Origin of the sequence: Luteibacter sp. CQ10, assembly GCF_040900725.1 — a bacterium.
Taxonomy (GTDB): Bacteria; Pseudomonadota; Gammaproteobacteria; order Xanthomonadales; family Rhodanobacteraceae; genus Luteibacter.
In genome coordinates, this window is record NZ_JAEUYM010000001.1 from 1,596,295 (window position 1) to 1,620,334 (window position 24,040).

The 24,040-nt window shown below is 66.9% G+C and carries 21 protein-coding genes; 12 read left to right on the plus strand and 9 right to left on the minus strand.

All coding sequences use genetic code 11. The features are described 5' to 3' along the window. The first annotated feature begins 20 nt into the window (after window positions 1-20). Window positions 21-1,892 (plus strand): hypothetical protein, encoded by a 1,872-nt coding sequence (locus JNG39_RS06940; protein WP_368310423.1) that lies wholly within the window; start codon window positions 21-23, stop codon window positions 1,890-1,892. Between the two features lie 49 nt (window positions 1,893-1,941). On the opposite strand, the gene JNG39_RS06945 is transcribed toward JNG39_RS06940, so the two are convergent. Continuing rightward, entirely contained in the window at window positions 1,942-2,841 is a 900-nt protein-coding gene (locus JNG39_RS06945; RefSeq protein WP_368310424.1) for a LysR family transcriptional regulator, read from the minus strand. Between the two features lie 136 nt (window positions 2,842-2,977). Here JNG39_RS06945 and JNG39_RS06950 point away from each other — a divergent pair, with 136 nt between their 5' ends. From JNG39_RS06950 to JNG39_RS06960, 3 genes are all read left to right on the plus strand, one after another. Continuing rightward, complete coding sequence (locus JNG39_RS06950; RefSeq protein WP_368310425.1) at window positions 2,978-3,907, plus strand: pyridoxamine 5'-phosphate oxidase family protein; 930 nt, start codon at window positions 2,978-2,980, stop codon at window positions 3,905-3,907. A 26-nt stretch (window positions 3,908-3,933) separates the two neighbouring features. Then, window positions 3,934-4,821 (plus strand): alpha/beta fold hydrolase, encoded by an 888-nt coding sequence (locus tag JNG39_RS06955; RefSeq protein WP_368310426.1) that lies wholly within the window; start codon window positions 3,934-3,936, stop codon window positions 4,819-4,821. 196 nt (window positions 4,822-5,017) lie between these two features. Beyond that, window positions 5,018-6,832, plus strand: coding sequence for a glycoside hydrolase family 2 protein (locus JNG39_RS06960; RefSeq protein ID WP_368310427.1), 1,815 nt, complete (start codon window positions 5,018-5,020; stop codon window positions 6,830-6,832). A 19-nt stretch (window positions 6,833-6,851) separates the two neighbouring features. Here JNG39_RS06960 and JNG39_RS06965 read toward each other — a convergent pair whose 3' ends face one another. The 3 genes from JNG39_RS06965 to JNG39_RS06975 form a co-directional block, all read right to left on the minus strand. Next, window positions 6,852-7,973, minus strand: a complete 1,122-nt coding sequence (locus tag JNG39_RS06965) for a serine hydrolase domain-containing protein (RefSeq protein ID WP_368310815.1) — start codon at window positions 7,971-7,973, stop codon at window positions 6,852-6,854. Between the two features lie 158 nt (window positions 7,974-8,131). Further along, window positions 8,132-8,815: a 4'-phosphopantetheinyl transferase gene (locus JNG39_RS06970; RefSeq protein ID WP_368310428.1), complete on the minus strand. Its 684-nt coding sequence runs from the start codon at window positions 8,813-8,815 to the stop codon at window positions 8,132-8,134. Next, window positions 8,812-8,964, minus strand: a complete 153-nt coding sequence (locus tag JNG39_RS06975) for a hypothetical protein (RefSeq protein WP_368310429.1) — start codon at window positions 8,962-8,964, stop codon at window positions 8,812-8,814. Before JNG39_RS06975 ends, JNG39_RS06970 begins: the two co-directional genes overlap by 4 nt. Between JNG39_RS06975 and JNG39_RS06980 the strand changes: the two genes are divergently transcribed. Continuing rightward, window positions 8,957-9,103 (plus strand): hypothetical protein, encoded by a 147-nt coding sequence (locus JNG39_RS06980; protein ID WP_368310430.1) that lies wholly within the window; start codon window positions 8,957-8,959, stop codon window positions 9,101-9,103. The genes JNG39_RS06975 and JNG39_RS06980 overlap by 8 nt on opposite strands. 58 nt (window positions 9,104-9,161) lie before the next feature. Here JNG39_RS06980 and JNG39_RS06985 read toward each other — a convergent pair whose 3' ends face one another. Beyond that, on the minus strand, window positions 9,162-9,344 hold the full coding sequence (locus JNG39_RS06985; protein WP_368310431.1) for a hypothetical protein: 183 nt from the start codon (window positions 9,342-9,344) through the stop codon (window positions 9,162-9,164). 155 nt (window positions 9,345-9,499) lie between these two features. Between JNG39_RS06985 and JNG39_RS06990 the strand changes: the two genes are divergently transcribed. Then, window positions 9,500-10,717, plus strand: a complete 1,218-nt coding sequence (locus JNG39_RS06990; RefSeq protein WP_368310432.1) for an FAD-dependent oxidoreductase — start codon at window positions 9,500-9,502, stop codon at window positions 10,715-10,717. Here the strand turns inward: JNG39_RS06990 and JNG39_RS06995 are convergent. Next, window positions 10,691-11,137 carry an acetyltransferase gene (locus tag JNG39_RS06995; protein ID WP_368310433.1) on the minus strand — a complete coding sequence of 149 codons (447 nt, stop codon included), beginning with the start codon at window positions 11,135-11,137 and terminating at the stop codon, window positions 10,691-10,693. The two genes, JNG39_RS06990 and JNG39_RS06995, sit on opposite strands and share 27 nt — an antisense overlap. A gap of 220 nt (window positions 11,138-11,357) precedes the next feature. On the opposite strand from JNG39_RS06995, the gene JNG39_RS07000 reads away from it, so the two are divergent. After that, window positions 11,358-13,451 carry a phosphocholine-specific phospholipase C gene (locus JNG39_RS07000; protein ID WP_368310434.1) on the plus strand — a complete coding sequence of 698 codons (2,094 nt, stop codon included), beginning with the start codon at window positions 11,358-11,360 and terminating at the stop codon, window positions 13,449-13,451. Window positions 13,452-13,641: 190 nt separating this feature from the next. On the opposite strand, the gene JNG39_RS07005 is transcribed toward JNG39_RS07000, so the two are convergent. Together JNG39_RS07005 and JNG39_RS07010 are read right to left on the minus strand one after the other, a co-directional pair. Then, complete coding sequence (locus JNG39_RS07005; protein ID WP_368310435.1) at window positions 13,642-16,185, minus strand: family 78 glycoside hydrolase catalytic domain; 2,544 nt, start codon at window positions 16,183-16,185, stop codon at window positions 13,642-13,644. Next, entirely contained in the window at window positions 16,178-17,233 is a 1,056-nt protein-coding gene (locus tag JNG39_RS07010) for an NAD(P)H-dependent flavin oxidoreductase (RefSeq protein WP_368310436.1), read from the minus strand. The genes JNG39_RS07005 and JNG39_RS07010 overlap by 8 nt, the downstream gene beginning before the upstream one ends. Window positions 17,234-17,460: 227 nt before the next feature. Here JNG39_RS07010 and JNG39_RS07015 point away from each other — a divergent pair, with 227 nt between their 5' ends. Continuing rightward, the gene (locus JNG39_RS07015) at window positions 17,461-17,676 is read left to right on the plus strand and encodes a hypothetical protein (protein WP_368310437.1); all 216 of its coding nucleotides are present in this window, start codon (window positions 17,461-17,463) and stop codon (window positions 17,674-17,676) included. Beyond that, window positions 17,666-19,438, plus strand: a complete 1,773-nt coding sequence (locus JNG39_RS07020) for a glycoside hydrolase family 97 catalytic domain-containing protein (RefSeq protein ID WP_368310438.1) — start codon at window positions 17,666-17,668, stop codon at window positions 19,436-19,438. The genes JNG39_RS07015 and JNG39_RS07020 overlap by 11 nt, the downstream gene beginning before the upstream one ends. Here JNG39_RS07020 and JNG39_RS07025 read toward each other — a convergent pair. Further along, a complete protein-coding gene (locus JNG39_RS07025; RefSeq protein ID WP_368310439.1) occupies window positions 19,429-19,926 on the minus strand; it encodes a DUF4265 domain-containing protein in 498 nt (165 codons plus the stop codon). The genes JNG39_RS07020 and JNG39_RS07025 overlap by 10 nt on opposite strands. Window positions 19,927-20,122: 196 nt before the next feature. Here JNG39_RS07025 and JNG39_RS07030 point away from each other — a divergent pair, with 196 nt between their 5' ends. From JNG39_RS07030 to JNG39_RS07040, 3 genes are all read left to right on the plus strand, one after another. Continuing rightward, window positions 20,123-20,965 carry an SAM-dependent methyltransferase gene (locus tag JNG39_RS07030; protein ID WP_368310440.1) on the plus strand — a complete coding sequence of 281 codons (843 nt, stop codon included), beginning with the start codon at window positions 20,123-20,125 and terminating at the stop codon, window positions 20,963-20,965. 206 nt (window positions 20,966-21,171) lie between these two features. Continuing rightward, window positions 21,172-21,918 (plus strand): HpcH/HpaI aldolase/citrate lyase family protein, encoded by a 747-nt coding sequence (locus JNG39_RS07035; RefSeq protein WP_368310441.1) that lies wholly within the window; start codon window positions 21,172-21,174, stop codon window positions 21,916-21,918. 71 nt (window positions 21,919-21,989) lie between these two features. Further along, window positions 21,990-24,035 carry a TonB-dependent receptor family protein gene (locus tag JNG39_RS07040; protein WP_368310816.1) on the plus strand — a complete coding sequence of 682 codons (2,046 nt, stop codon included), beginning with the start codon at window positions 21,990-21,992 and terminating at the stop codon, window positions 24,033-24,035. The last annotated feature ends 5 nt before the right edge of the window (window positions 24,036-24,040 follow it).

Below are 24,040 nucleotides of genomic sequence, written 5' to 3' on the forward strand. Positions count from 1 at the left end.
TTTACGGTACTGCCCAGCATATGTTGAGAAGCGATCAGGTCCTCGTCACCGTCGGCACCGCCTGCACCATCTCGGCGGTCGGCTCCACGGAAACCTACCAGGCCGTGGTGGCCGGTTCGGATGAATTCCTGCCCCTTGCGGCGTTCGACGCCGGTCTGGTCGAGCTCGACCCCGAGGCCGCCAGCGCGGCCGACGGCATGCGCTGGGCCCAGGGCGACCGCGCCGGCGAGCCCGTCTCGCTCGACGAACTCACGCGCCTGCACGGCGAGTCGCTGCGCGCCAACAGCGGCATCCGCCACGTGCCCGGCGTGCGCGAACTGGCGCCGCGCGTGGTCACCGACATCGCCGCGCCGCTGCCGCACGACCTCGAAACCGTCGGCCTGCGCCGCCTGGCCGGCCTGCGCTACGAGGACATCCGCGGTTCGAAGCTGAAGGAAATGCACGGCCTGTTCCAGAGCGACCCGCTGCTCAGCCCGTCGCTGCAGTCGCAGCTTTTCGCCTATGGCGCCCTGGGCGCGCTGGCCGGCCTGCCGCGTCCGCTGGCCGAGCTGGTGCCCGACCCGTTCGGTTTCCGCGTGGCCTCGGCCACCGCGTTCGGCGGCCTCGACGGCCTCGGCCAGTGGCTGCGTCCCGATGCGCCGCTGCCCGAGGGCGGCTTCCCGAAAGACACCTTCGCCGTACGCCTCTCGCATTCGCTGGGCTCGCATGGCCCCGCCCTGGTCTCGACCATGCTCGCCCCGGCCTACGGCATCAGCCGCGTACTCAAGAATCCCGAGCTGCGCGAGTCGCTGAAGTCGGACAACGTCGGCTTCATGCGCGTGCCGCAGGCGCCGATGACCGCCGTGGGAGCCTGCGCTTCCAGCCTCGTCGCCCTGGCCGACGTCGCGCCGCAGATGCTGTTCGACTACCCAGGCTTCCAGAAGCCGAAGATGGTGCTGCTGACGGCCGCCGATGCCGCGTTGCAGCCGCGCTACGGCATCCTCGAGGCCTTCGGCGGCGGCGCCCTGATGACCGGCGACAAGCTCGCCGCGAAGAATGCCGCCCATGCCGACGGCACCGTACGCAGCGTGCACGACTCGCTGGCGCCGTTCGACGTCGATGCCGACGGCACGGTGGTCGGCCACGGCGGGTCGGGCCTGCTGGTGACCACGCTCGACTTCGCGCTGCGCAACCGGCTCGACATCACCTCGATCATCGTCGGCTGGGGCCAGAGCGCCGAGGCCGGCGGCAAGGCGCACTTCGCCGGCGTGGGCTTCGGCGGCGAGAACGCCCTCGTGCAAGCCCTCGACATGGCCTACGAAGGGCATGGTTACGGCGTGCACGACTTCCACTACCTCGCGGCACACGCCACGGGCACGCGCACCAATTCCAAGACCGACCTCGGCACCGCACTGGCGGGCCTGCGCGGCGCGGCGCAGCGCCAGGGCGTCGAAGGCGACGTGCCGAAGCTGTTCGTCGGCACGCCGAAAGCCGTGGGCGACGGGCATACCATGGGCGAAACAGGCCTGAAGGCGATGTCGCAGGCGCTGCAGTTCGTGCTCGGCCGCAAGGCCCCGGGCGTGCCCACGTTGCGCCGCCTCGATCCGGATCTCGGCGACGTATCCCGTTACTTCCACCTGCAGGCCGCGCCCTCCGAAGGCATGGCCGACGGTGGCGCCATCTGCGCCACACAGGGTTTCGGCGGTTACAACGGTGCGGTGGCGCTACGCTCGGCCACGGCCGAGGCGTTCGCACGCTATGCGTGCGATGCCGAGGTGCTGTCGGCGTATCTCGAGGCGTGGCCGACGATCCGAGCGGAGCGCGAGAAGCGCGAGCGCGTTGCCCGCCGTAGCCCGAAGCTGGCGCTGGCGATGGCCGAAATGCACGCGTGGAAGGGTCTCGAGGCGACCTGACCCTCGACGCCGCAGGCACCGGCCTGCGCCGGTGCCTACGGCGAATCGCTCAGGCGAAGGCCGGGTGCCCGCGCAACGACTCGGCAAGCATGTCGATGAACCGCCGAACCTTCGCCGAGCCGAACTTGCTTTCCCGGTGCACCACGTGCACCGGCCACGGCGCTTCCTCGTAATCGCCCAGGATCACCTTGAGACGGCCCGAGGCCAGTTCGTCGGCCACCTGGTAGGACAGTAGCCGTACCACGCCGAGCCCTTCGGTGGCGGCGGCGATGGCGCCATCGTTGCTGGTCACGGTCAGCCGCGGCTTCACCCGCACCATGGTGGGATCGTCGGCGGCGCCGAACTTCCAGTCCACGCGCGGCGACACGCCGCTGGCCGCGACGATCACGTGATTCAGCAGGTCCACCGGGTGCGTCGGCTCGCCATGGCGACGCAGGTAGTCGGGCGACGCACACAGCACCCGCCGCACCTGCCCCACGCGGAGGGCCTTCAGGCCCGAGTCCGGCAGATGGCCGATGCGCACCGCCACGTCGATGCCCTCGTCCACGAGGTTGACCACGCGATCGAGGAAATAGGCGGCGATGTCGACCTCGGGGTATTCCTGCAGGAAGCGCACGATGCACGGCATGATGAACCGCTTGCCGAACAGCACCGACGCGGTCACCGACAGGTTGCCCTTGGGCGCGGCGTTGACGCCGGCCGCGGCTTCGTCGGCTTCGTCGATGCTGGCGAGGATGGCACGGGTGTCGTCCAGGTAACGGCGTCCGGCCTCGGTCAGGCGCACGTTGCGCGTGGTACGCGCGAGCAGCTTCACGCCCAGGTGCTCCTCCAGCGCGCCGATCGCCCGGGTCACCGCGGCAGGCGACAGGTCGATACGCCGCGAGGCGGCGGCGAAGCTCTCTTCCTCACCCACCGCCACGAACACCTTCATGAGGTGGATCTGGTCCATGTCCCGTCTTCGCGTAACGCCGGAGGCCTTGCGGGCATTATGACCTCCGCCGCGCGCAATAGTGAATTACCCACCGCCTCGTTCCCGGACTTGCGTCGAATTCCCAGAATTCACCCAACGCAACGAGGTCGGTGCCATGAACAACCCACGCTTCCACGAAGGCGAAAGAACGGCCCAGGCGATCACCGGCGAAGCCGGCATCGCGGCCCGCAACATCGCCATGCTGCGCGATACCGTGCCGGGCGGCGCCCTGCCCTTCATCGCACGCCAGTTCATGGTGGCCATGGGCACCGTGGACGCCGCCGGCAACGTCTGGGCCTCGATGCTCTTCGGCACGCCCGGTTTCGCCCATGGCGAGACCGGCGAATCCCTCCGGGTCGAGATGCCTTCGAGCCGCCGCGATCCGCTGGAACCCGCATGGGACAACCTGGCCGAAGGCAAGCCCGTGGGCCTGCTCTTCATCGAACTGGATACGCGTCGCCGCTTTCGGATCAACGGCGTGCTGGCGAGCCAGGACGAAACGGGCTTCGAGGTTGGGGTGCGCGAGGCGTACGCCAATTGCCCGAAGTACATCCAGCGACGCCACCTGCGCACGCTCGGCGAACCCGGTGCTGCCGGTCAGGCGGCGCACGGCAGCGTACTGCGCGGCAGCGTGGCGACGCTCATCCGCCAGGCCGACACGATGTTCGTAGCGAGCCGCCATCCGACGGCCGGCGCGGACGTGTCGCATCGCGGCGGTGAACCGGGCTTCGTGAAGCTTCTCGACGAGCGCACGCTGCGCATCCCCGATTTTCCGGGAAACAGCCTGTTCAACACCCTGGGCAATTTCCTGACCGATCCGCACGCCGGACTGTGCGTGCCGGATTTCACGAGCGGACGGCTGCTTCAACTGACCGGCACCGCCGAGCTGCACTGGAACGAAGACGATCCCGACGACGAGACCGGCGGCACCCATCGCTACTGGGACTTCCACGTCGGCCAATGGATCCTGCGCGATGCCCTCCAGCGGGCGGAGTGGGAGTTTCTCGACGCATCTCCCTTCAATCCGCCCGTATCCCACCCCTGAAACACCTTCATCACCGGAGAATCCTCATGAACGCTTCCACCCTCCCTGTCGTATTCCATCGCAGTGAACAGATCGACGGCCTCAAGATCGCCTACCGCGAAGCCGGCCCGAAAGACGCGCCCGTCGTGGTGTTGCTGCACGGTTTCCCCACGTCGTCGCACATGTTCCGCCATCTCATGCCGTATCTGGCCGATGGCTACCGCGTGATCGCCCCGGACTACCCCGGCTACGGCCAGAGCGACGCCCCGGACCACACGACGTACGCCTACACGTTCGAGAACTTCGGCAATCTGGTTCGCACGCTGCTCGAGCGGCTCGGCGTGCAGAAATACGCGATGTACGTCATGGACTATGGCGCGCCGGTGGGCTGGCAGCTGTTCCTGAAGCATCCGGAGAAGCTCACCGCCCTCATCGTGCAGAACGGCAATGCCTATGACGAAGGCCTCAAGACCTTCTGGGACCCGATCAAGACGTATTGGGCCGACGGTGCCGAGAAGAGCCGCGATGCGCTGCGCTGGCTGGTGAAAGCGGACACCACCATTTTCCAGTACACCGACGGCGTGGACGACGTCACGCGCATCTCGCCCGACAACTGGGTGCACGACCAGGCGCTGCTGGATCGCCCCGGCAACGAGGACATTCAGATGGACGTGATGTACGACTACCGCAACAACGTGCCGCTGTATCCGGAAGTGCAGCGCCTGTTCCGCGAACACCAGCCGCCGACCCTCATCACCTGGGGCGAGCGCGACACGATCTTCCCGGCCGACGGTGCGCATCCGTACAAGCGCGACCTGCAGGACCTGGAGTTTCACCTGTTCCCGACCGGGCACTTCGCGCTGGAGGACAAGGGCGACGAGATCATGCCGTTGATCCGCGATTTCCTCGATCGGAAGATCGGCAAGAACGTCTGAGTGTCGTCGCACCCTCATGGAACGAGGCGCTGGGTTCCCGCTTGCGCAGGAACCCAGCGCCTAACGTGCGGCTTTCGCGAAAGAGGCGATGCGGATCGTCCCGACCCGCCATGTGGATTTCATCTTCCGCACCCCGTTCAAATCCACACGCTCCTTGAGCTAGCCTTCCGGATCACGGATTTACGAAGGCGGCATCATGAACTTCCACGCACGTTGCATCCTGGCCATCGCACTCGCCACGGCATCCACCGCCGAGGCGTCGTCCACCGTGCCGTTGACCACGCCATGGACCGAAGAAGCCAGGGCCGCACAGGTGCCGCTTCCCGACTATCCGCGCCCACAGATGACCCGCGCCGCCTGGCTCAACCTCAATGGCACCTGGGATTACATGGGCGGAAGCGCCGCGCCGAAACCCGACAGCCAACGGACCGCGCCGCCGGGCTTTCCGGCGAAACACGCCACCATCAAGGTACCGTTCGCTCCCGAGTCGTATCTGTCCGGGGTGATGACCAGGCAGCCGATCAACATGTGGTATCGGCGACGCTTCGCCGTTCCCGCGTCGTGGGGACAACGACCCGTGCTGCTGCACTTCGACGCGGTATCCCACGAGGCCGTCGTCTACGTGAACGGCCATCTCGCCACCACCCACCAGGGCGACTGGGATGCCTTCGAAGTGGACATCACCCGATGGCTCCGTCCCGGTGAGAACGAACTCGTCGTCGGCGCGCGGGATACCCACGACGGCACGCACTCCAGCGGCAAGGGCGCATTGAAGCGCGGCGATTACACTTTCACCTCGGGCATCTGGCAAACGGTATGGCTCGAGCCCGTGCCGTCGACGCACGTCGAAAGCCTGAAGATCACGTCCGACGTGAAGACGTCGACGGTGACCGTGTCCGCGGCCATCCAGGGCGACGCGGCGCGGCTCCACGCGATCATGCTGTCGGACGGCAAGGCCGTCGCCGAAGCCACGTCCGATGCGTCCCGGGCCGCCGAACTGCACGTCGCGCATCCTCGCCTGTGGTCTCCCGACGATCCCCACCTCTATGACCTACGGGTGCAACTGCTGGATCGCGAAGGCAAGGTGCTCGACGAGGTCGGCAGCTACGTGGGCATGCGCTCGGTGGCCCTGGGCAAGGTCGACGGCCGGTTGCGCCCCTTGCTCAACGGCCGGTTCGTATTCCAGATGGGGCCGCTGGACCAGGGCTATTGGCCCGACGGCATCCACACCGCTCCCACCGACGCCGCGTTGAAATCCGACCTCGACGTCATCAAGCGCCTGGGTTTCAACATGGTGCGCAAGCACGCCAAGGTCGAACCGCAGCGCTGGTATTACTGGGCCGACCGAATCGGCCTGCTCGTGTGGCAGGACATGCCGTCGATCTGGTATCCCGACGATCGTCCCGAGGTGCGCACGCAATTCGAGCACGAATGGCGGCGGATCATCGAGCAGCACGGAAACTCACCGGCCATCGTCGCCTGGGTGCCCTTCAACGAAAACTGGGGCGCTTACGACGTGCCGCGGATCACCGCCTGGACCCAACGACTCGATCCCACTCGGCTTGTCGACGGCAATACCGGCTACAACAACGCTCCCGATTATCGAAAGGCCGCGGGCGACCCCGGCAACGGGGATTTCGACGACCTGCACATCTATGTCGGCCCCGGCCATCCCCCCAAGCCGAGCGCTACGCGCGCGGCGGCGCTCGGCGAGTACGGTGGGTTGGGCATGCTCGCACCCGGCCACATGTGGCCCGGAAAACACGGGTCATACGAGATGGCCCCGAACAAGGAAGCCCTGACGAAGCGTTTCGAACAGGTGCAGTCGGCGTTGATACCGCTGGTCGCGCAGGAGGGTCTCGGTGCCGCCGTCTATACCCAGACCAGCGATGTCGAGCACGAGGTCAATGGCTTTCTGACTTACGACCGGCGCATGGAGAAGATGGAGTTCCAACGCGTAAAAGCCGCCAACGACGCCGTGTTCAAGGCTGCGAACCCTCCCCGTCCATGACGTCGCGCCGAGGCACTCGTCATCGCAGGGGCAGGAATTTCAGGTCGCCGTACTCCCACGCCCAAGGGACGCCCGCCTCGCCCAGCACGGCGTGGACGATGCGGGGAAACCCCGCCTCCGCACGCACGTCGTTGCTCAACACGACCACGCAGCGTTGGCCACGCTCGACGCACACCCATACGTTTCCTGTCGAATCGTTGTGACCGGTCTTGAAGAACCCCGGGCCCTGCGGTCCCTCGAAATGGACCACGCCGATACCCGCGCCCAGGCCGGGCACGCGATCGGCGACGGGCAAGTCCGGCTGGAGGGTCGGGAACTGCGACTTCGTGGTGATCGGTGCCTGCGAACGGACCATCTCGGCGCGGGATGCCGCACTCAGCCCCTGTCCTCGCACCATGGCCGCCGCGAAGCGCGCCATGTCGGCGATGGTCGTGTCCATGGAACCGGCCGCCCGGGTCTTCGAACGCTCGTCATGGGGTTCGGTCTTGCCATCGAGGGTCCATCCATCGGCGAGGTTGCCGGCGAAGTCGGCACGCCACACCATGGAGGTGCGCTTCATGCCCAGCGGGGCGAACACACGTTTGCGCATCTCGTCGCCGACGTCGAGGCCCAGGCCCTTTTCGAGAACGAACTGCATCAGGATGATGCCGTCGCCGGAATAGCCGTAACGGGTGCCGGGATCGAAATGGAAATGGAGCTTGTGGTCGGGCTCGAGAAAACCGAAGTTCGCAAAGCCGCTGCGATGGCTGAGCAGGATGCGCGGGGTGAGCTTCCGCCATCGCTCGTCGCCTTTCAGGGCGCTGTAGTCGGCATAACGGTCCTCGATGTCGTCACCGACGTAATCGGGAAGCGGCCTGGGCAGGTACGTGGCGATCGAGCGGTCCAGATCGACGCGTTTTTCGTCGACCAGCTGCATCACCGTATACGCGAAGACGGCCTTGGTCAGGCTCGCTCCGTACATGATCGTGTCGGTGGTCAGCGGCTCGCCCTTGGCGTTCCGCTTGCCGTACGCCTGCACGTCGACGACCTTGCCCCCGTCGATCACGGCCACCGCGATGCCCTGGGCGCCCGTGCCGCGCATGACTTCCTTCACCGTGCGGGAGAGCTCGACATCGGGAGGCGCCGCCGATACCGGCGCCATCCCGACCCAAGCAGCCATCGTCGCCATCGCGAGAAACGTCGAGCGCATTCGCCAGTCCTCCGCATCGCTGTGTGGGGATCGTAGGATTTCGCGATGATCGCGGGCAAGCCAACTAACGGCAGGGCATCGGCGAACAACGGTAAGGACGAGGGCGGCCTTCACCACCGGAAGCTGGTGACCACCGTCGCTTCGTTCAGCGCCGCGTATCCCATCGCGACTTCCATACCCGTCGGTAACGACGACGCCAGCGGCTCCGCCACCCGCGCGTAAAGCCTGTCCTCATCGCCGCCTACGATCTTCAACGCCGTGAACTCGAAGATTCGTCCGACCGTCGCCGCGGTGGCCTTGTAGAAACTCTCCTTCGCCGAGAAGGCCACGGTCAGGGCCATCGGCCATCCGATGCGTTGTGCGATATCGCCCAGCTCCCGGTACTCATCGTCGTCCACCACCGACTGCACGATGGCCTCCAATGCGCTTTGCGTCGCGACGTCTTCGATGTCGATCCCCACGCCACGCACTCCGCGGTTGGGCATGGCGACGGCCGCCGCCATGCCCGACGCGTGCGTGATGCTGCCGGTGAACCCGGTGGGCCAGGCTGGCGCGCGATTTTCACCGATCGCCACGTCGTGCACGGCGGCGCCCGCCTCGCGCAGCGCGGCGACCGCCACTCGCCGGCCGGCGAGGTATTCGGCGCGACGCTTGGCCACGCTGCGCTCCACCGACGGCGGACAGGCGATACCGTGGCGGACGAACGCGTCGGCGCCGCCCTCGTGGAGGCCGAAGGCCAGCAGGAACGCGTCGGGCCATCCGCCGGGATGCCCCGCGAGCGACAGCCGCCTCAAACGGCCACCCGGGCGAGCACGATCTCGTTCTGTCTCCGCCTCACCGCGAGCCGGACGCGCGGGAAGGCACGGATCACCCAAATACCTGGGAGATGGTCCGCGTCGCCCCCAACGGCCTGGCTCATCGTGTCGATCGTCGGGATGCTCATCAGCCACATCAGTAGGAAGCGTACGCCCAACCCGAAGCACGCGATCCCGAAGCTCCCCGGCACGGCCGGCCCGGTCATCGAGAACACGAACGTCAGCGAATACGTGCACGGCACCTTCGCCGTGGCGACGGAGGCATGATGGATTTCCTCAGGGATCTCCGCAAGGCCGAGGGGGCCGTCCCCTCGAGCGATGCGGATCAGTTGGGCGCGCAGCGCCAGGTAGCCTTGCCGTTCACCACGCCCACGAACTCGGCATGCTCCCCATCCGCGCATACCGGCGCGTTGTTGTAGCCGTGATTGACGTCGCGACCGCCAAGGCCGGCGGCGTTGACCGAAACGGCGGCGACGAGCATGACCAGACCCGCGAATACGATCTTCATATCGACCTTCTCCCCTGGCGTGAGCACGATCCACGTCGACTAACGTGGACATCGTCGCTGGCTATACTCCCTGTCCATATGGCTTGCAATGAAGTTGCCGTTATTGCTTGATCCACTTGTTATGCTGTCAGCCTACGCAGCGCTCAAGGACGTCGATGAGGATCGCCATCGCAGGATACGGAACCGCGGGACAGGCTACAGCCATCCTGCTGGATGCGCAGGGGCATGAAGTCACGGTTTTCGAGAAGAGCCCGGTGCTCGGTCCGGTCGGCGCGGGATTCCTGTTGCAGCCCACGGGCCTGGGCGTGCTGGCGCGCATGGGCCTGGCCGATCGCGCGTTGTCACTGGGCCAGCGCATCGACGAGCTGCACGGTACGACGCCGAGCGGACGCGCCGTGATGGCGATGCGATACGGTGACAGGCGGCCCGGCTGTTTCGGCCTGGGCATGACGCGGGGTGCCCTCTTCGAACTGCTGCGCTCGGCCCATCCGGGTGCGGCGTCGGTCCGTACCGGCATACGCATCGTCTCCCACGACGAGCGTGCGAGTACGCTGCGCGACGAGGCCGGCCGTGAGTACGGTCCGTTCGACCTCGTCATAGCCGCCGATGGAGCCCATTCCAGCCTGCGGACCCACGTGGCCGACCAGGTGCGCCGCGACAAGGTCTATCCGTGGGGCGCCGTCTGGTGCCTCGTGCGGGCCGACGAATGGGCGGCTCCCGACCGACTGCTGCAACGTTACGCGGGAACGCGGCGGATGATCGGCATGCTGCCGGTGGGACGTCGGCCCGGCCACGACGGCCGGTGGGCGACGTTTTTCTTCAGCCTGCCCGGCGACGAGGTGGATCGCTTCGCCGATGATGCATTGACCGGCCTCAAGGCCTCGGTGGCGTCGATATGGCCGAAGCTGATGCCGCACCTGGAAGACATCGGCGAGGCGACGCAACTACACAAGGCACGCTATCGCGACGTGGTGCTCAAGCGTCCGCACCGTGGACGCCTGGTCGTGATCGGCGATGCTGCCCACGCGATGAGTCCCCAGCTCGGACAGGGCGTGAACATGGCGCTGCTCGACGCCATGGCGCTGGCCGAAGCCTTGCGCGAACACGATGCGGTGGATGCCGCGCTACATGCCTACCGTCGCGAACGCCAGGCCCACGTGCGTACCTACCAACGACTCAGCCGCTGGCTGACGCCGCTTTTCCAGTCGGACCGGACCTGGCTCGGCCATGGCCGCGACGCCCTCTTCGGCCCACTCGGCCGCTTGCCGGGTTCGCGCGGCAACGCGCTGAGCATCCTTACCGGCGAGGCCCGGCTACCTCGCCGCACGTCGCGTAGCGATAGCGCGTTACCCGACGCCCTCGACGAGGTGTAGCAGCGGAAATGGCCTGCCCTCGCCGTCGGTCTCCGAGCGGCCCGCTACGGTGAATCCCTTGGCGCGGTAGAAGCCGAGCGCTTGCGGGTTCTGTTCGTTCACGTCCACCGTGAGCGCGCCCTTGCGCGAGCGGGCGTGCTCGAGCAGGCGCGATCCGCCGCCTTTTCCGGCATACGGGGGATCGATGAAGAGCGCCTCCAGCTTCGTGCCATCCAGGCCCATGAAGCCGATGGGCTGGCCGTCGGCCTCCAGTACCCAGACTTCGAGGAAAACCAGGGCACCGTCCCTCACGGCGGGAATGAGCGCCTCGATGTCGGCCTCGCTCAGGAAGGTGTGCGTAGCGCGCACCGAGCGCAGCCACAGGGCGAGGAGCCGCTCGCCATCCTCCGGCGTGGACGGCCGGATCGTGATGTTGTCCATGGGTAAATCCCTTTCGTTCGACACGCAAGCGTATACGAACGCGGTGCCTCCGCACAGGTGTGATGCACGCCTCATTACCGGCACGCCATGCGAGAACGGCTTCCTTCGGCATGAAGCTGTCACAGATACTCCGGACACTCCCACCGCAGGGCAAAAACCACGACGTCGCCGCGCACCCCCATGGTGAGGGGTATCGCCGCGTCCTTCACAAGGGTGAGTCATGACCTCGGAAGATCGCCGCAATTTCCTGAAACTGTCCCTCGGCGCGATGGCGGCCGGCGCGATGCCGGCGTCGATCCAGAAAGCGCTGGCGGCACCCGCGCTGCGCCGCACCGGCACGATCATGGATATCGAGCACGTGGTGATCCTCATGCAGGAGAACCGCTCGTTCGACCATTACTTCGGCAGCCTGCGCGGTGTGCGAGGCTTCGGCGATCCGCGACCCTTCACCCTGGCCAGCGGCAAGTCGGTGTGGCACCAGCCGCGTACGCCCGGCAGCGACGACGTGCTGCTGCCGTTCCGTCCCGTGGCCGATGACCTCGGCCTGCAGTTCATCGAAGACCTGCCGCACGGCTGGAACGACACGCATGCGGCCTGGAACGCCGGCCGTTACGACGCCTGGGTGCCGAGCAAGGGCACCACGACCATGGCGTATCTCACGCGCGAGGACATTCCGTTCCACTACGCGCTGGCCGATGCATTCACCATCTGCGACGCCTATCATTGCTCGCTGCTTACCTCGACCGATCCCAACCGCTACTACATGTGGACGGGCTACGTGGGCAACGACGGCGTGGGCGGCGGCCCGGTGATCGACAACGCCGAGAAGGGCTATGGCTGGACGACCTACCCCGAGCGGCTGGAAAAGGCGGGCGTCTCGTGGAAGATCTACCAGGACGTCGGCACCGGCCTCGACGCCGCCGGCTCCTGGGGCTGGACGCCCAATCCGTACATCGGCAATTACGGCGACAACTCGCTGCTCTACTTCGACGCCTACCGGAATGCCCAGCCCGGCAGCGCGCTCTACGAGAAGGCGCGTACCGGCACGAATACCCTGTCGGGCCAGTCGCTGTTCGAGATCCTGCGTGCGGACGTGATGGCCGACACGCTGCCGCAGGTGTCGTGGATCGCGGCGCCCGAGGCGTACACCGAGCACCCGAACTGGCCGGCGAACTACGGCGCCTGGTACGTCGACCAGGTACTCGACGCGCTAACCGCCAATCCCGAGGTATGGGGCAAGACGGCACTGTTCATCACCTATGACGAGAACGACGGCTTCTTCGACCACGTCGTGCCGCCATATCCCCCGGCCTCGCGCGACCAGGGCCTGTCGACGGTAAGCACCGACGGCGAGATCTACACCGGCGGCCACGGCTTCACCACCGGCGCCTACGGCCTCGGTGTGCGCGTGCCGATGATGGTGGTCTCGCCGTGGAGCAAGGGCGGCTGGGTGTGCTCGGAAACCTACGACCACACCTCGATCATCCGTTTCCTCGAACGCCGTTTCGGCGTGCGCGAGCCGAACATCTCGGCGTGGCGCCGCGCGATCTGCGGCGACCTCACCAACGCCTTCGACTTCTCCCAACGCGACGCCGACACCCCGCGCCTACCCACCACGACGGGCTACCGACCGGATCAGGGCAACCACGCCACCTTCCACCCGGTCGCCCCGTCGGGCGGCCAGCGGTTGCCCGAGCAGGAACGCGGTCGCCGTCGTGCCCGCCCCTTGCCCTACGCCCTCGACGTCACCGGCCGTCTCGATCTGGACGAAGGCCGCTACTGGATCGACTTCGACAACACGGGCCCGGCGGGTGCGTTCTTCCACGTCTCATCCGCCGCGCGCTCGGACGGCCCGTGGGCGTATACGGTCGAAGCGGGGAAACGGCTCTCCGACTACTGGACGAGCTCGTATAGCGGCAACGCCTACGACCTTACCGTGCACGGTCCGAACGGATTCCTGCGCCAGTTCGCGGGCACGCAGCCGTCAGGTTCCGCCGATCGGGATCGCATGGCGCTGCCCGAGGTGAGCATCGCGCACTCGGGTCTTCCCGGACTGCTTCGCGTGGTGCTGGAAAACCACGGCAGCCGGCCGTGCTTCGTCACCGTCAAGTCGAACGACTACGGCCGGCAACCGCCACGCCGCCACCTCCTGCTGCCTGGCGTGAGAATGGAAAGCCTCTGGGACATTCTCGGTAGCGACCACTGGTACGACCTCAGCGTCACCTGCGATACCGATCCGCGCTTCCTGCGCCGTTTGGCGGGGCATCGGGAAACCGGCAGGGCGTCGTTGAGCGATCCGGCGTTGTCGCGCTGAGCCGGGGATCGCTCGCACGGAGAAAACAGACGTACGTAGCCATGCCGCGCATCGCTTCGCCGGGATTCGCGGACACGGTCCGCTCCCACCCCTTCGGTAGCGAGCATGCGGCGACCTGCCTATCGACGGGGTAGAGCATTCGGTGGGGCTGGGAGCCGATCGTATCGGCGAAGGAGTCGCCGTCGGCCGCCTACCGCAGGTGAAGCGTGTGCCTTCCGCTTCCGAACACGGTGTCGGCCTGTCCGGGCAGGCCGACCACCGCCTGGGTTCCCACCGGCACCACCACGTCGATGGTCACTACCCGGCCTTCCTTTCGCCAAGCCACCGAGGCCTCGCCATAAGGCGTCATCACCGCCGCGGACGCATGGTCCAGCCATGCCGTCAGTGCCGGTTTCACCCCGATGCGTTTCCAGCCGGGCTCCAGCGGACGCAGGCCCGCCACGTCCTCGAACAGCCAGTCGTCGACGGTGCCGAGGAAATAGTGACCCCGCGAGCGCGAGGCAAGCTTCCAGTGTTCCCACAGGCTCGTCGCCCCGTTCGCACGCCAGAAGCCCCAGCTCGGGAAGCTGACCTGCGTGGCGATGGCCCATGCCTCGTCGGCGTGCCCCGTGGCCGTGAGCACGGGAAGGATCAGCTTGGTGGCGAGCGCACCGGTATCCAGGTGATCGCCCCGGGACTTCGCATCGGCCGCGACACCGGCGGCCACGCGATCACGAAGCGCGTGCGGAACGAGTCCGAAACCGAGCGCCAGGAGCTGATGGGCCTGCCGGTATCCCCGGTCGTTCTCGCCCCGGTAATGATCGCCATCGAGGAAACGCCGGTTGAACGCGTCTCGCACCTTCGCCGCCATGCCGTCGAAACGCGCGGCGGCCACGGCATCACCCTTGAGGCGATACATCTCGGCCACGGCGCATTCCATGCGATACAGGTAGGCCGTCGCGGCGACGCGCTTGTCCTCCGGCGCGTTCTCGCCGGCCGGATCGGTCTCGGGACTCACCCAATCGCCCAGTTCGGTATCGGCGATACCGCCCGGCGAGCGGGCGTCTTCCATGGAGACATAACGGGCGATGCCATCGAGGTGTTCGTCGATCGGCGCACGGTCGCCCGCATACATCCACAGCGACCACGGCACGAGCACGTAGGCGGCATGCCAGGTGGGCGCGCGTACGTCGCCCCAGCCAGGGTTCGGCGCGATCAGCAGCGGCGCACCTTGCGTGTTGCGCGCATCGGCGATGTCCCGCACCCACTTGGCGAGCAGGCGGCTCGCGTCGAAGTTACGCAGGAACATGTCGGCGCCGAGCATGCCGTCGCCCGTCCAGCCGTTCTTCTCGTACATCGGCGTGTCGGTGGGAATGCCGTACAGGTTATTGAGCATGGTGTCGACGGCGGCACGATGGATCCAGTTCAGCAGGCCGTTGCTGCTGTCGAATCGCCCCGTGACCGCGACGTCGCTATGCACGACCTGCGCTTTCACCGCATCGAGGGGCGGCTTGCCCGGCCAGCCTTCGAGCTGCACGTAGCGAAATCCCTTGTAGGAAAAACGCGGATGCCACAGCGTGCGTCCCCCGGCCAGCGTCAGGCGGTCCGTCTGGAAGCCCTGCTTGAAGTAGTGATGCTCGTCGCGCGCATCGACCGTGCCGTCGGGTAGGAGCTTTTCGCCATAACGGGCGACGACGGTGCGACCCGCCGGCCCGCTGACGTCGAACGCCGCCCATCCCGCGATGACGCGCGGAAAGGCGAACACGAATACACCGGGCTTCGGTTCGCTGACCGCGCTCGCGTCCAGCGTGGATACGATGCGGATCGGCGGCTCGATCTGCGCCACCAGGCGTCCCGCCGGCGCAGGCAGTTCGGCGGCGGGCTTCCATGCGCGGGGCATCGCGCGACGGGCGTCGTACTGCTCGCCGCCGTAGAGGTCGTCGAGCACGGTGGGACCATTCGCCAACTGCCAATCGTGGCCCGTCGCGACGTCCTCGACGCGACCGTCCGCATAGACGATGTGCAGCAAGGCACGGAAGCGCGGCTGACCGTGCCAGGGGGCTCGCTCCCAATGCCATACGTTCGGGTTGGTGAGACCGAAGAAGCCGCGACCGAGCTCGACGCCCAGCGTATGCGAACCCGAGGTGAGCGACAGTTCGGTCGCCACGACCTCCACGCGCTTGCCGTAGTCGGTGAAGCCCGGTGAGAGCACGGCGTCGCTGACCGCGCGGCCGTCGAGCGTGACGTCGGCATACCCACCGGCGGCCACATAGAGCATGGCGCGAGCGACCTGGCCCTCGGTATGAAAGGTCTTCCTCAGCAGCGGGGCCGCGGGATCGTTCGCGTCGGCCTTGCCGATCCAGCGCGCGGCCGCCCATTGCGCGTCATCGAGCGCCGTATCGAAATGCGATGCGGCGGAGGCGTCACCTTCGGAGGTATGCACGTCCACATGCCAGTCGTAACGTTCGCCCGCGCGCAGCGCGGGGCCCGCGTAGGCGACGTCGAACGACCGGCCGGAACGCACATCGCCACTGTCCCAGACCGGCTTTCCGCCCTGCCCGACCACGAGCCGATAACCGGTCTGTACCGTGCCGTTGCGTGATGCCCGCACGATCCACGAAAAACGCGGCCGTGCCACGTCCACGTAGGTCGGGGCATCCATGCGCTCGACGCGCGGCTGCACCAGCGTGGCGGCACCGGCCGGCGCGGTGAAGAAAAGACAGGGAAGGACGAGGAAGCGCGCGCTCCTACCCATGTGCCGCGTCGCCGAGGTAGCGGGTCAACTCGGCCGAGGTCATGTCCCTCGCGAGGGCCGCGGCTTGTCCCGCCCACATGTTGCTGAAGTCCGGTTCGTTCGCTTTTTCCGCCACCGCGCGCAGCGGCGCGAGGGCGGCCGCCGCGGTCGGAAAGGCCGGTGCGACCGCCGACAGGGGCCCGACCTCGCGCATGAGGCGGTTGAGGATGCCGCGGGCCGGGCGGCCGGTGAAGACGTTGGTCACCGCCGTGCCGTCGTCGGTCGCCGCATGCAGGGCTTCGCGGTGGAATGCGGTGATGCTGGCCTCGGGCGTGAACAGGTAGGCGGTACCTACCTGTACTGCCGAGGCCCCGAGCGCGAACGCGGCGCGCACCCCGCGCGGATCGGCGATGCCACCGGCCGCGATCACCGGAACTTGCACCGCATCGACCACCTGCGGCACGAGTGCCATCGTGCCCACCTGGGTCGCCATATCGTCGACGAGAAAGTTTCCACGATGGCCACCCGCTTCGTAGCCCATGGCGATGACGGCATCGACGCCACGTTCGGCCAGCCATCGCGCTTCCGCCACCGTGGTGGCCGAAGCGATCACCTTCGCGCCCGCGTGCTTCACGCGATCGAGCAGCGCACCGTGCGGAAGACCGAAATGGAAGCTCACCACTTCGGGGCGATACGCCTCGACGAGTTCGCAGTACGCGTCGTCGAACGGTGCCCTGCCCCCGGACGGCAACGGAGCGGCGGGATCGAGCCCGCGATCGACGTAATAAGGCGCGAGCCTGGCGCGCCACGCCATCTGTGCGGCGGGATCGGCGGGTGGCGCGGTATGCGCGAAGAAATTGAGGTTGATGGGCTTCGCCGTGGCGGCGCGGATCGTCTCCAGCGCCGCCGTCATCTGCCCCACCGAAAGCGCCGCCCCCGGCAAGGAGCCGAGACCGCCGGCGTCGCTCGCCGCGATGACCATCTCAGGGGTGGTCGCTCCGGCCATGGGTGCCTGCACGATGGGCCGTTCGATGCCGAAGAGGTCGAGTATGCGGTTGTTCGGGGCCATCGCGTTCATCCCATGCCGTCAGCCCGGAAGCTTACTTTGACTCGGCGTCCGTCTGCATGAGCCGAATCGCTTCCGCGTGACAACCGAATGCAGGCGCTGGATTCCCGCATGCGCAGGAACGCCGGGATACGAGATTCATCCGCGCGCAGGAACCCGGCGCGTCGTTCCCCAACCCGTGCGATGCGGCGTACAATCGGGAAGCAACACCGCCGCGAGGGGAAAACGAAGTGGATCGCAAGACCTACTGGTTCGGCCGCAAGCGCGTCGGGATCGGTTTCGGCCCGATCGCCTGGCAAGGCTGGGTGTTGATGCTCGCTTACATCGTCGCCATGCGCTCGATCGCCTGGTTCACGCCGCGTCCCGAACACGCCGCGCTGATGATCGCGGCGTCCGCCGCCGCGCTCGGCCTGGCCCTTTGGAAATTCCATCCCCGTGCGCAATAGCCTTCTTCTGCTCGCCGCCTCGCTGTTTTCCTTTTCCGCCTTCGCCATGCCCGACGCCTCGCTGAGCCTTCGCGACGGCGGAAAACCGGTACTCTCCATCCGACCCGACGGCGTTGCGCCCATCGAGGTCACCCTGGGCCTGCGCCTGGCCGACGAAGACCTCACGCAGGGTTTCGCCTTGGGCGGCTCGTCGAAGCGCGAGTGGAACGAGCATTACCGTATGCCCACCGGCAAGCGGCTCGAGCGCGAGACGCACTTTCGCGAAACGCGCTACGCCTTGCGTAAGCCGTCGGGAGAACGGCTCGACGTGGTCGTGCGCAGCACGGCCGACGGCGTCGCCTTCCGATACGAGATACCCGGGCGCTCGTCGGCGACGGTGACCGGGGAAGCCACCGGCTTCACCCTCCCTGGCGATGCGCCGGCATGGTTGCTGCCCTACAGTCCCGAATACGAAAAAGAACGCATGCAGGCGACCGCCGCCAGCGCGCCGGCCGGCGATTACGGTTATCCGTCGCTGTTTCGCTTAGGCGACACCTATGTCCTGCTGACCGAGGCCAACAACGACGGGCGTTACGACGGCAGCCGGCTCGGACACGCCGGGAATTCGGGCACGTACGCGCTCACGCTGGCCGATTCGAGCGTGCAGTCCACCGGCATCACACCGTGGCGTGTCGCGATCATGGGCGACCTGGCCAAGGTGACCGAATCCACGCTGGTCGACGACCTCGCCGACCCGTCGCGCTTGACCGATACCGCCTGGATCAAGCCCGGCAAGGTCTCATGGTCGTGGCTGAGCGAACACCAAAGCCCTTCGGACGTCGAACGTCAGAAGGCCTACGTCGATTTCGCCGCCCGCCACCACCTGCCCTATACGCTGGTCGACGAAGGCTGGAGCGATGCCTGGGTGCCTGAACTGGTCCGGTACGCCAACACGAAGCACGTGGACATCCTGCTGTGGTTCAACTGGGCGAAGCTCGACACGGCCGCCAAGCGCACGGCCGAGCTGCGCAAGGTGAAGGCCTGGGGCGTGAAGGGCGTCAAGATCGACTTCATGGAATCGGATTCGCAGGACCGCTATCGCTGGTACGACGCCACGCTGGCCGACACGGCCGCCCTGCATCTGATGGTCGATTTTCACGGCGCCACCATTCCGCACGGCCTGGCGCGCACGTGGCCGCACCTGGTCACGATGGAAGGCGTTCGCGGTGCGGAGAACGACCCGCCTGTCGTGGGCAACACCATCCAGCCCTTCACGCGCAACGTCGTGGGTTCGATGGATTACACGCCGGTGGCTTTCGACGCGGGACGCGAGCAAGCCTCGATCGCGCACGAAGTGGCCCTGCCCATCGTCTTCGAATCGGGGCTGACGCACCTGGCCGATCGCCCTGAGGCCTATGAAAAGCGTCCCGTGGCCATGGCCTTCCTCGAGCAAGTACCCACGGTGTGGGACGAAACGAAACTGCTTTCCGGCACGCCCGGACAGGACGCCGTGTTCGCACGTCGCAGCGGCGACCGCTGGTTCGTCGGCGCCATCGAAGCGGGCGGTGCGCGCAAGCTCACCGCCGACCTGTCGAAGCTCGGCGGCGGTCCGTGGCATGCCGACGTCGTGCGCGACGGCGAAGGACGCGGCGATGTGGTCCGGTCGTCCCTCGATGTCGCGAAGGGCGGCTCGCTCGCGTTCGACGTGCCGGTCAATGGCGGTTTCGCGGCGATACTCTGCGCGACGCCGAAGGCCGGCACGAACGGGACATGCTATCGCTGAACCGGCGATGGGTGCCCGTCGGCGATACGGCCTGTTTCGACCTCGATCATCTTCTGCCGGGCAAGGATGGCCAGCCGGCCGCCCAGTGACCTGGCGCGCGATTCGTGGACGCTCAGGGCGAGCAGGTTGGGAGCCGACCATTCCACCAGCGGCTCGAACGCCTCGCTGGCCTTGAGCACTTGGTCGCGCGTCCCGGGTTCGCGCCCGTCGATGCGCACCCTGAAGGTTACCTGCCCGGAGCGGCGCGCGATGCGGCGAACGATGTGGCAGGCATTGGTTTCCACTTCATCGCCGAGCGCAAGGTCGTCGATGAGGAACGGGATGCAGCACAGCGTGAAACGCCCACGCGCGGTCCTGCGCCACCAGAGCTGTTCCCATCGACTGCGGCCGCCATGGACGCCGGCGAGCATGTGGAAAACGCTGGTCGCCCTGTCCCGCCAGACGGGGTGCTTGTGGACGACGACGAGTCCGCGCTCCTGATGTTTCATAATGCTTCTCCATGAAAGCCCGTGAAGGGCTCGATGCGATCTCGTCCAACCATTACCGCTCAATGACTTACCCGCCTCACGACGAGGGCGCGCACCATACGCAATTTCTTGCGAACGGGTCAACTTTCACCGCTGACGAGGACGCGATGGCCGTGGCGGCCATACGTCGCCCGATCGGTTCTTGCCGGAATTACACATGTCTCATTACACCGGGCCGCTGCTCACCCGCGACGTCGCCACCGCCCTCCTCGCCGCCCGCGATGCCGGAAGCACGTCGTGGACGGGGTCGTTCGACCTGGGGCGTTCGCAAAGCGCGGCCGTGCTCTCGCCGGACGGCTGGCGATGGCGTGACCGCGATCATCCCTACCCTTCCCGCCTCAAGGACCGCACGATCTACTACCTCGACGGCGAGGATTACGAACCCGTTTCGCGGTTTTCCGGCTCGCTGATCAAGCTGGTGCCCACCGAATGGGGAGCTCCCACCTTCGAGATCGACGGCATCAAGATGCTGCCCACCGCGAAGGAATCGCCCCTCGACGATGCGCGGCGCAAGGTGGCGCTGGTCGAACCGCGCGGCAAGTCCGTGCTGGATACGTGCGGCGGCCTGGGCTATTTCGCGGCCTGCTGCCTCGATGCGGGCGTGGCGAGCATCCGTTCGTTCGAGAAGAACGACGACGTGCTGTGGCTTCGCACGATCAATCCATGGTCTCCCGACCCGGATGCCACGGAGAGCGGTGGGCGCCTGTCGCTTACCCATGCCGATGTCTCCGACGCCATCGGGCGCATCGCCGACGCGTCGATGGACGCCGTGCTGCACGATCCGCCTCGCTTCGGCATCGCCGGGGAACTGTATTCCCAGGCTTTCTACGATCAACTGGCCCGGGTGACCCGTCGCGGCGGCCGCCTGTTCCACTACACCGGCAGTCCCAACAAACTCACCAGCGGCCGCGACGTGCCTCGCGAGGTCGCCAGGCGCCTGGAAAAAGCCGATTTCGTCGCCCGACCGGAACTCGACGGGGTCTTCGCCACGCGGCGCTGACGTAAGTCGGGTTCGGCATGTACCGGATGCAACGCTTCGCACGATTCGCGGATACGGTCCGCTCCCACCCCTTCGGTAGGAGGCCAAACACCCAAGCGTGGGAGCGGCAAGCAGGCGTGCGAATGGGCTCCGCGTCACACAAATGCAATTGATAACGATTGTCATTTAGATATACTGCGCACCTCTTCAGCTCCGGCCCCTCGTCCATGGATTGCCACGTCGGCCTGCTCAATTCGGTGCCATCGCCTCTGCTGTGCGAGATGTTCGGCGCGGCTGGCTACCGGTTCGTCGTACTCGATCTCGAGCACCAGTTGCTATCGCCAGGCGACCTCCAGCATGCGATTCGCGCCTGCGAGCTCGGCGGCTGCGAACCCTGGGTGCGCGTGCCCGAGGTCGATGCGAAGCTGATCGGCCGCGTGCTCGACGCGGGCGCGAAAGGCATCGTGATTTCCCGGCTCGAAACCGTCGAGCAGGCGCGAGACGCCGTGGAAGCCGCGCACTTTCCACCGTTGGGCAGGCGCGGCATCACCGGCGGGCGGGTGACGGGATTCGGCAAGGTGTCCCTGGCCGACTACATCGCCGCGTCGCGCGACGGCATCCGCATCGTGCCGATGATCGAAAGCGAGGCAGGCATCGATGCCCTTCCCGGCATCCTCGCCGTGCCGGGTATCGGCCTCGTGATGGAAGGGGCGCTCGACCTCGCGCTCGACATGGGCCTGGGACCAGATCCGCTGCATCCGCACGTGTGGCAACGCGTGCTCGACATCGCCGGGCATTGCGACGAAGCCGGCGTGCCGTTCTGTCCCAACCCCCGCACGCCCCACCAACGCGAACACTGGCTCGCGCGGCGTCCCCGCTGGCTGCTCGCCGGCGAGGACCGCGGCCTGCTGCTTAGCGCGCTGCGCGAACGGCGTCGCGAGCTGGTCCCCGACGTTCAAACCACCCCTGCCTGAAGGACCCACCCTCCGTGCGTGCGATTCTGCGACTTTCCTGCCTCAGCCTTGCCATCGGCAGCGCCCTCTTCATCGACCGGGCCCATGCCGAGGACACCGACACGACCAAACCGCGCGACCTCCAGGCGGTGACGGTGCAGGGCAACGTACTCGGCGCATCGAAAGCCGAAGACGTGCGCACGTACGCGGGAAGCCGCCAGGTGATCGACGCGAAGACGCTTTCGACCGGCGCCTACCGCTCCCTCGACGACGCCCTCCAGCATGTGCCCGGCATCAAGATCTTCGACGAGACCGGCACCGGCGCGCTGCCCCAGATCATGCTTCGCGGCCTGTACGAGAGCCGCAGCGGACGTGTGCAGGTGCTCGAGGACGGCATTCCGCTCTCGCTGGCCCCGTATGGCCAGACCAGCCTGTCGCTGTTCCCCGTCACCATGAACCAGGTGGATCGCATCGACGTCGTGCGCGGTGGCGCCGCCGTGCAGTACGGCCCCAACAACGTAGGCGGCGTGATCAACCTGGTGAGCAAGGCCATCCCCGAAGCCTGGACCACCACGCTCGGCGAGAAGGTCACCGCCGGCGGTAAGGGCACCTACCTCAAGGACACCAGCCTCAGCACCGGCGGTTACCTCACGCCCACCTTCGGCATGCAGCTGGATGCCGATTGGCAGAAAGGGCAGTACTGGCGCGACCACAGCGACACCGACGTGAAGAACGTGCGCCTGCGCACCGAGTGGTGGGTCGACGACGACAAGCTCATCAAGGCGGACATCGGCCGTTACGTGGCCCATATCGATCTCGCCGGCGCGCTGTCGCCGGCCGACTATCGCGACAACCCGCGCCAGGCCACGCGCCCGCTCGACCGCTTCACCGGTCGCACCACGCGCAGCTCGCTCACCTACCAGCAGGATCTCGGCGGCTGGGGCCCGTTCGACCGCTCGCAGTTCGACTGGACGAGCTTCGGCGCGGAAAGCTCGCGCAACTTCTTCGTGGGGATGCGTCGCGCCTCCACCGAGACATGGCGTTCCGACCTGCCGCCGCAGCTCCTGCAGAGCGCGCCACGCGGTTTCAGCGTGTACGGCAGCGAACCGCGCGTGTCGCTGCACGTGGACGGCAGCGTCACCCAGACCATTACTGCCGGCGTGCGCGCCGAGCGCGAGGACATCGACTTCCTCGTCGGCAACACCGGCCTCGATAACGGCGTGTATACGCTGGTGCGCAACTGGAAGTTCAAGGATCGCGCCTTCGCGGCCTACGTCAGCGACGCCATCGGTTTCCTCGACGATCGCCTCACGGTCACCCCGGGCATCCGCTACGAGCACCTGGACTCCGACTACCGCGACCTCTCCAGCGGCAAGACCACGCAGAACAACATCCGCAATGGCCTGCCAGGCCTTACCGTGGGCTACAAGCTGTCGCCCACCTGGTACGTGTACGCCGACGCGCAACGCTCGCTGCGTGCGCCGCAGGTCACCCAGATCGTGTTCGGCGACAGCCTCGATTCCGAACTGGCCTGGAATTACGAAGCGGGCTTCCGCTACTTCCCCACCGAGGGCACCCGCCTCAACGTCGACGTGTATCGCATCGATTTCGACAAGCAGATCGTGCTGGACAACACCACGCGCACCTACGGCAACATCGGCAAGACCCGCCACCAGGGCGTCGAGGCCCAGTTCGAATGGAGCCCCGCGAACCTTCGCCAGCTGAAGTTCGACGTGGGCTACGCCTACCTCGACGCCGCGCAGCAATCGGGTGCCTTCGAGGGCAAACGCGTGCCCTACACCTCGCGTAACCAGTACAACCTCGGCGCGTCCTACGATCTGGGCGAGACCACCTTCGCGCTGAACGGCTACTACTTCAGCAAGGCCTTCACGGACGCGGCGAACACGCCCACCGAAAACGCCATCGCCTCGGTGGGACCGTTGCCCGCCTACGCGGTGTGGAACGCGCAGGTCACGCATACCTTCATGCGCAACGGCAGCAGCTCGCTGAAGGGCTCGCTGGCCGTGAACAACCTCGCCGACCGTCGCTATTACTTCCGCGGCATCGACACGAGCCCCTGGGGTCGCGAATCCGCGCCGGGCCGTACCTTCACGGCCGGCGTGGAGCTCGCTTTCTGAGCCTT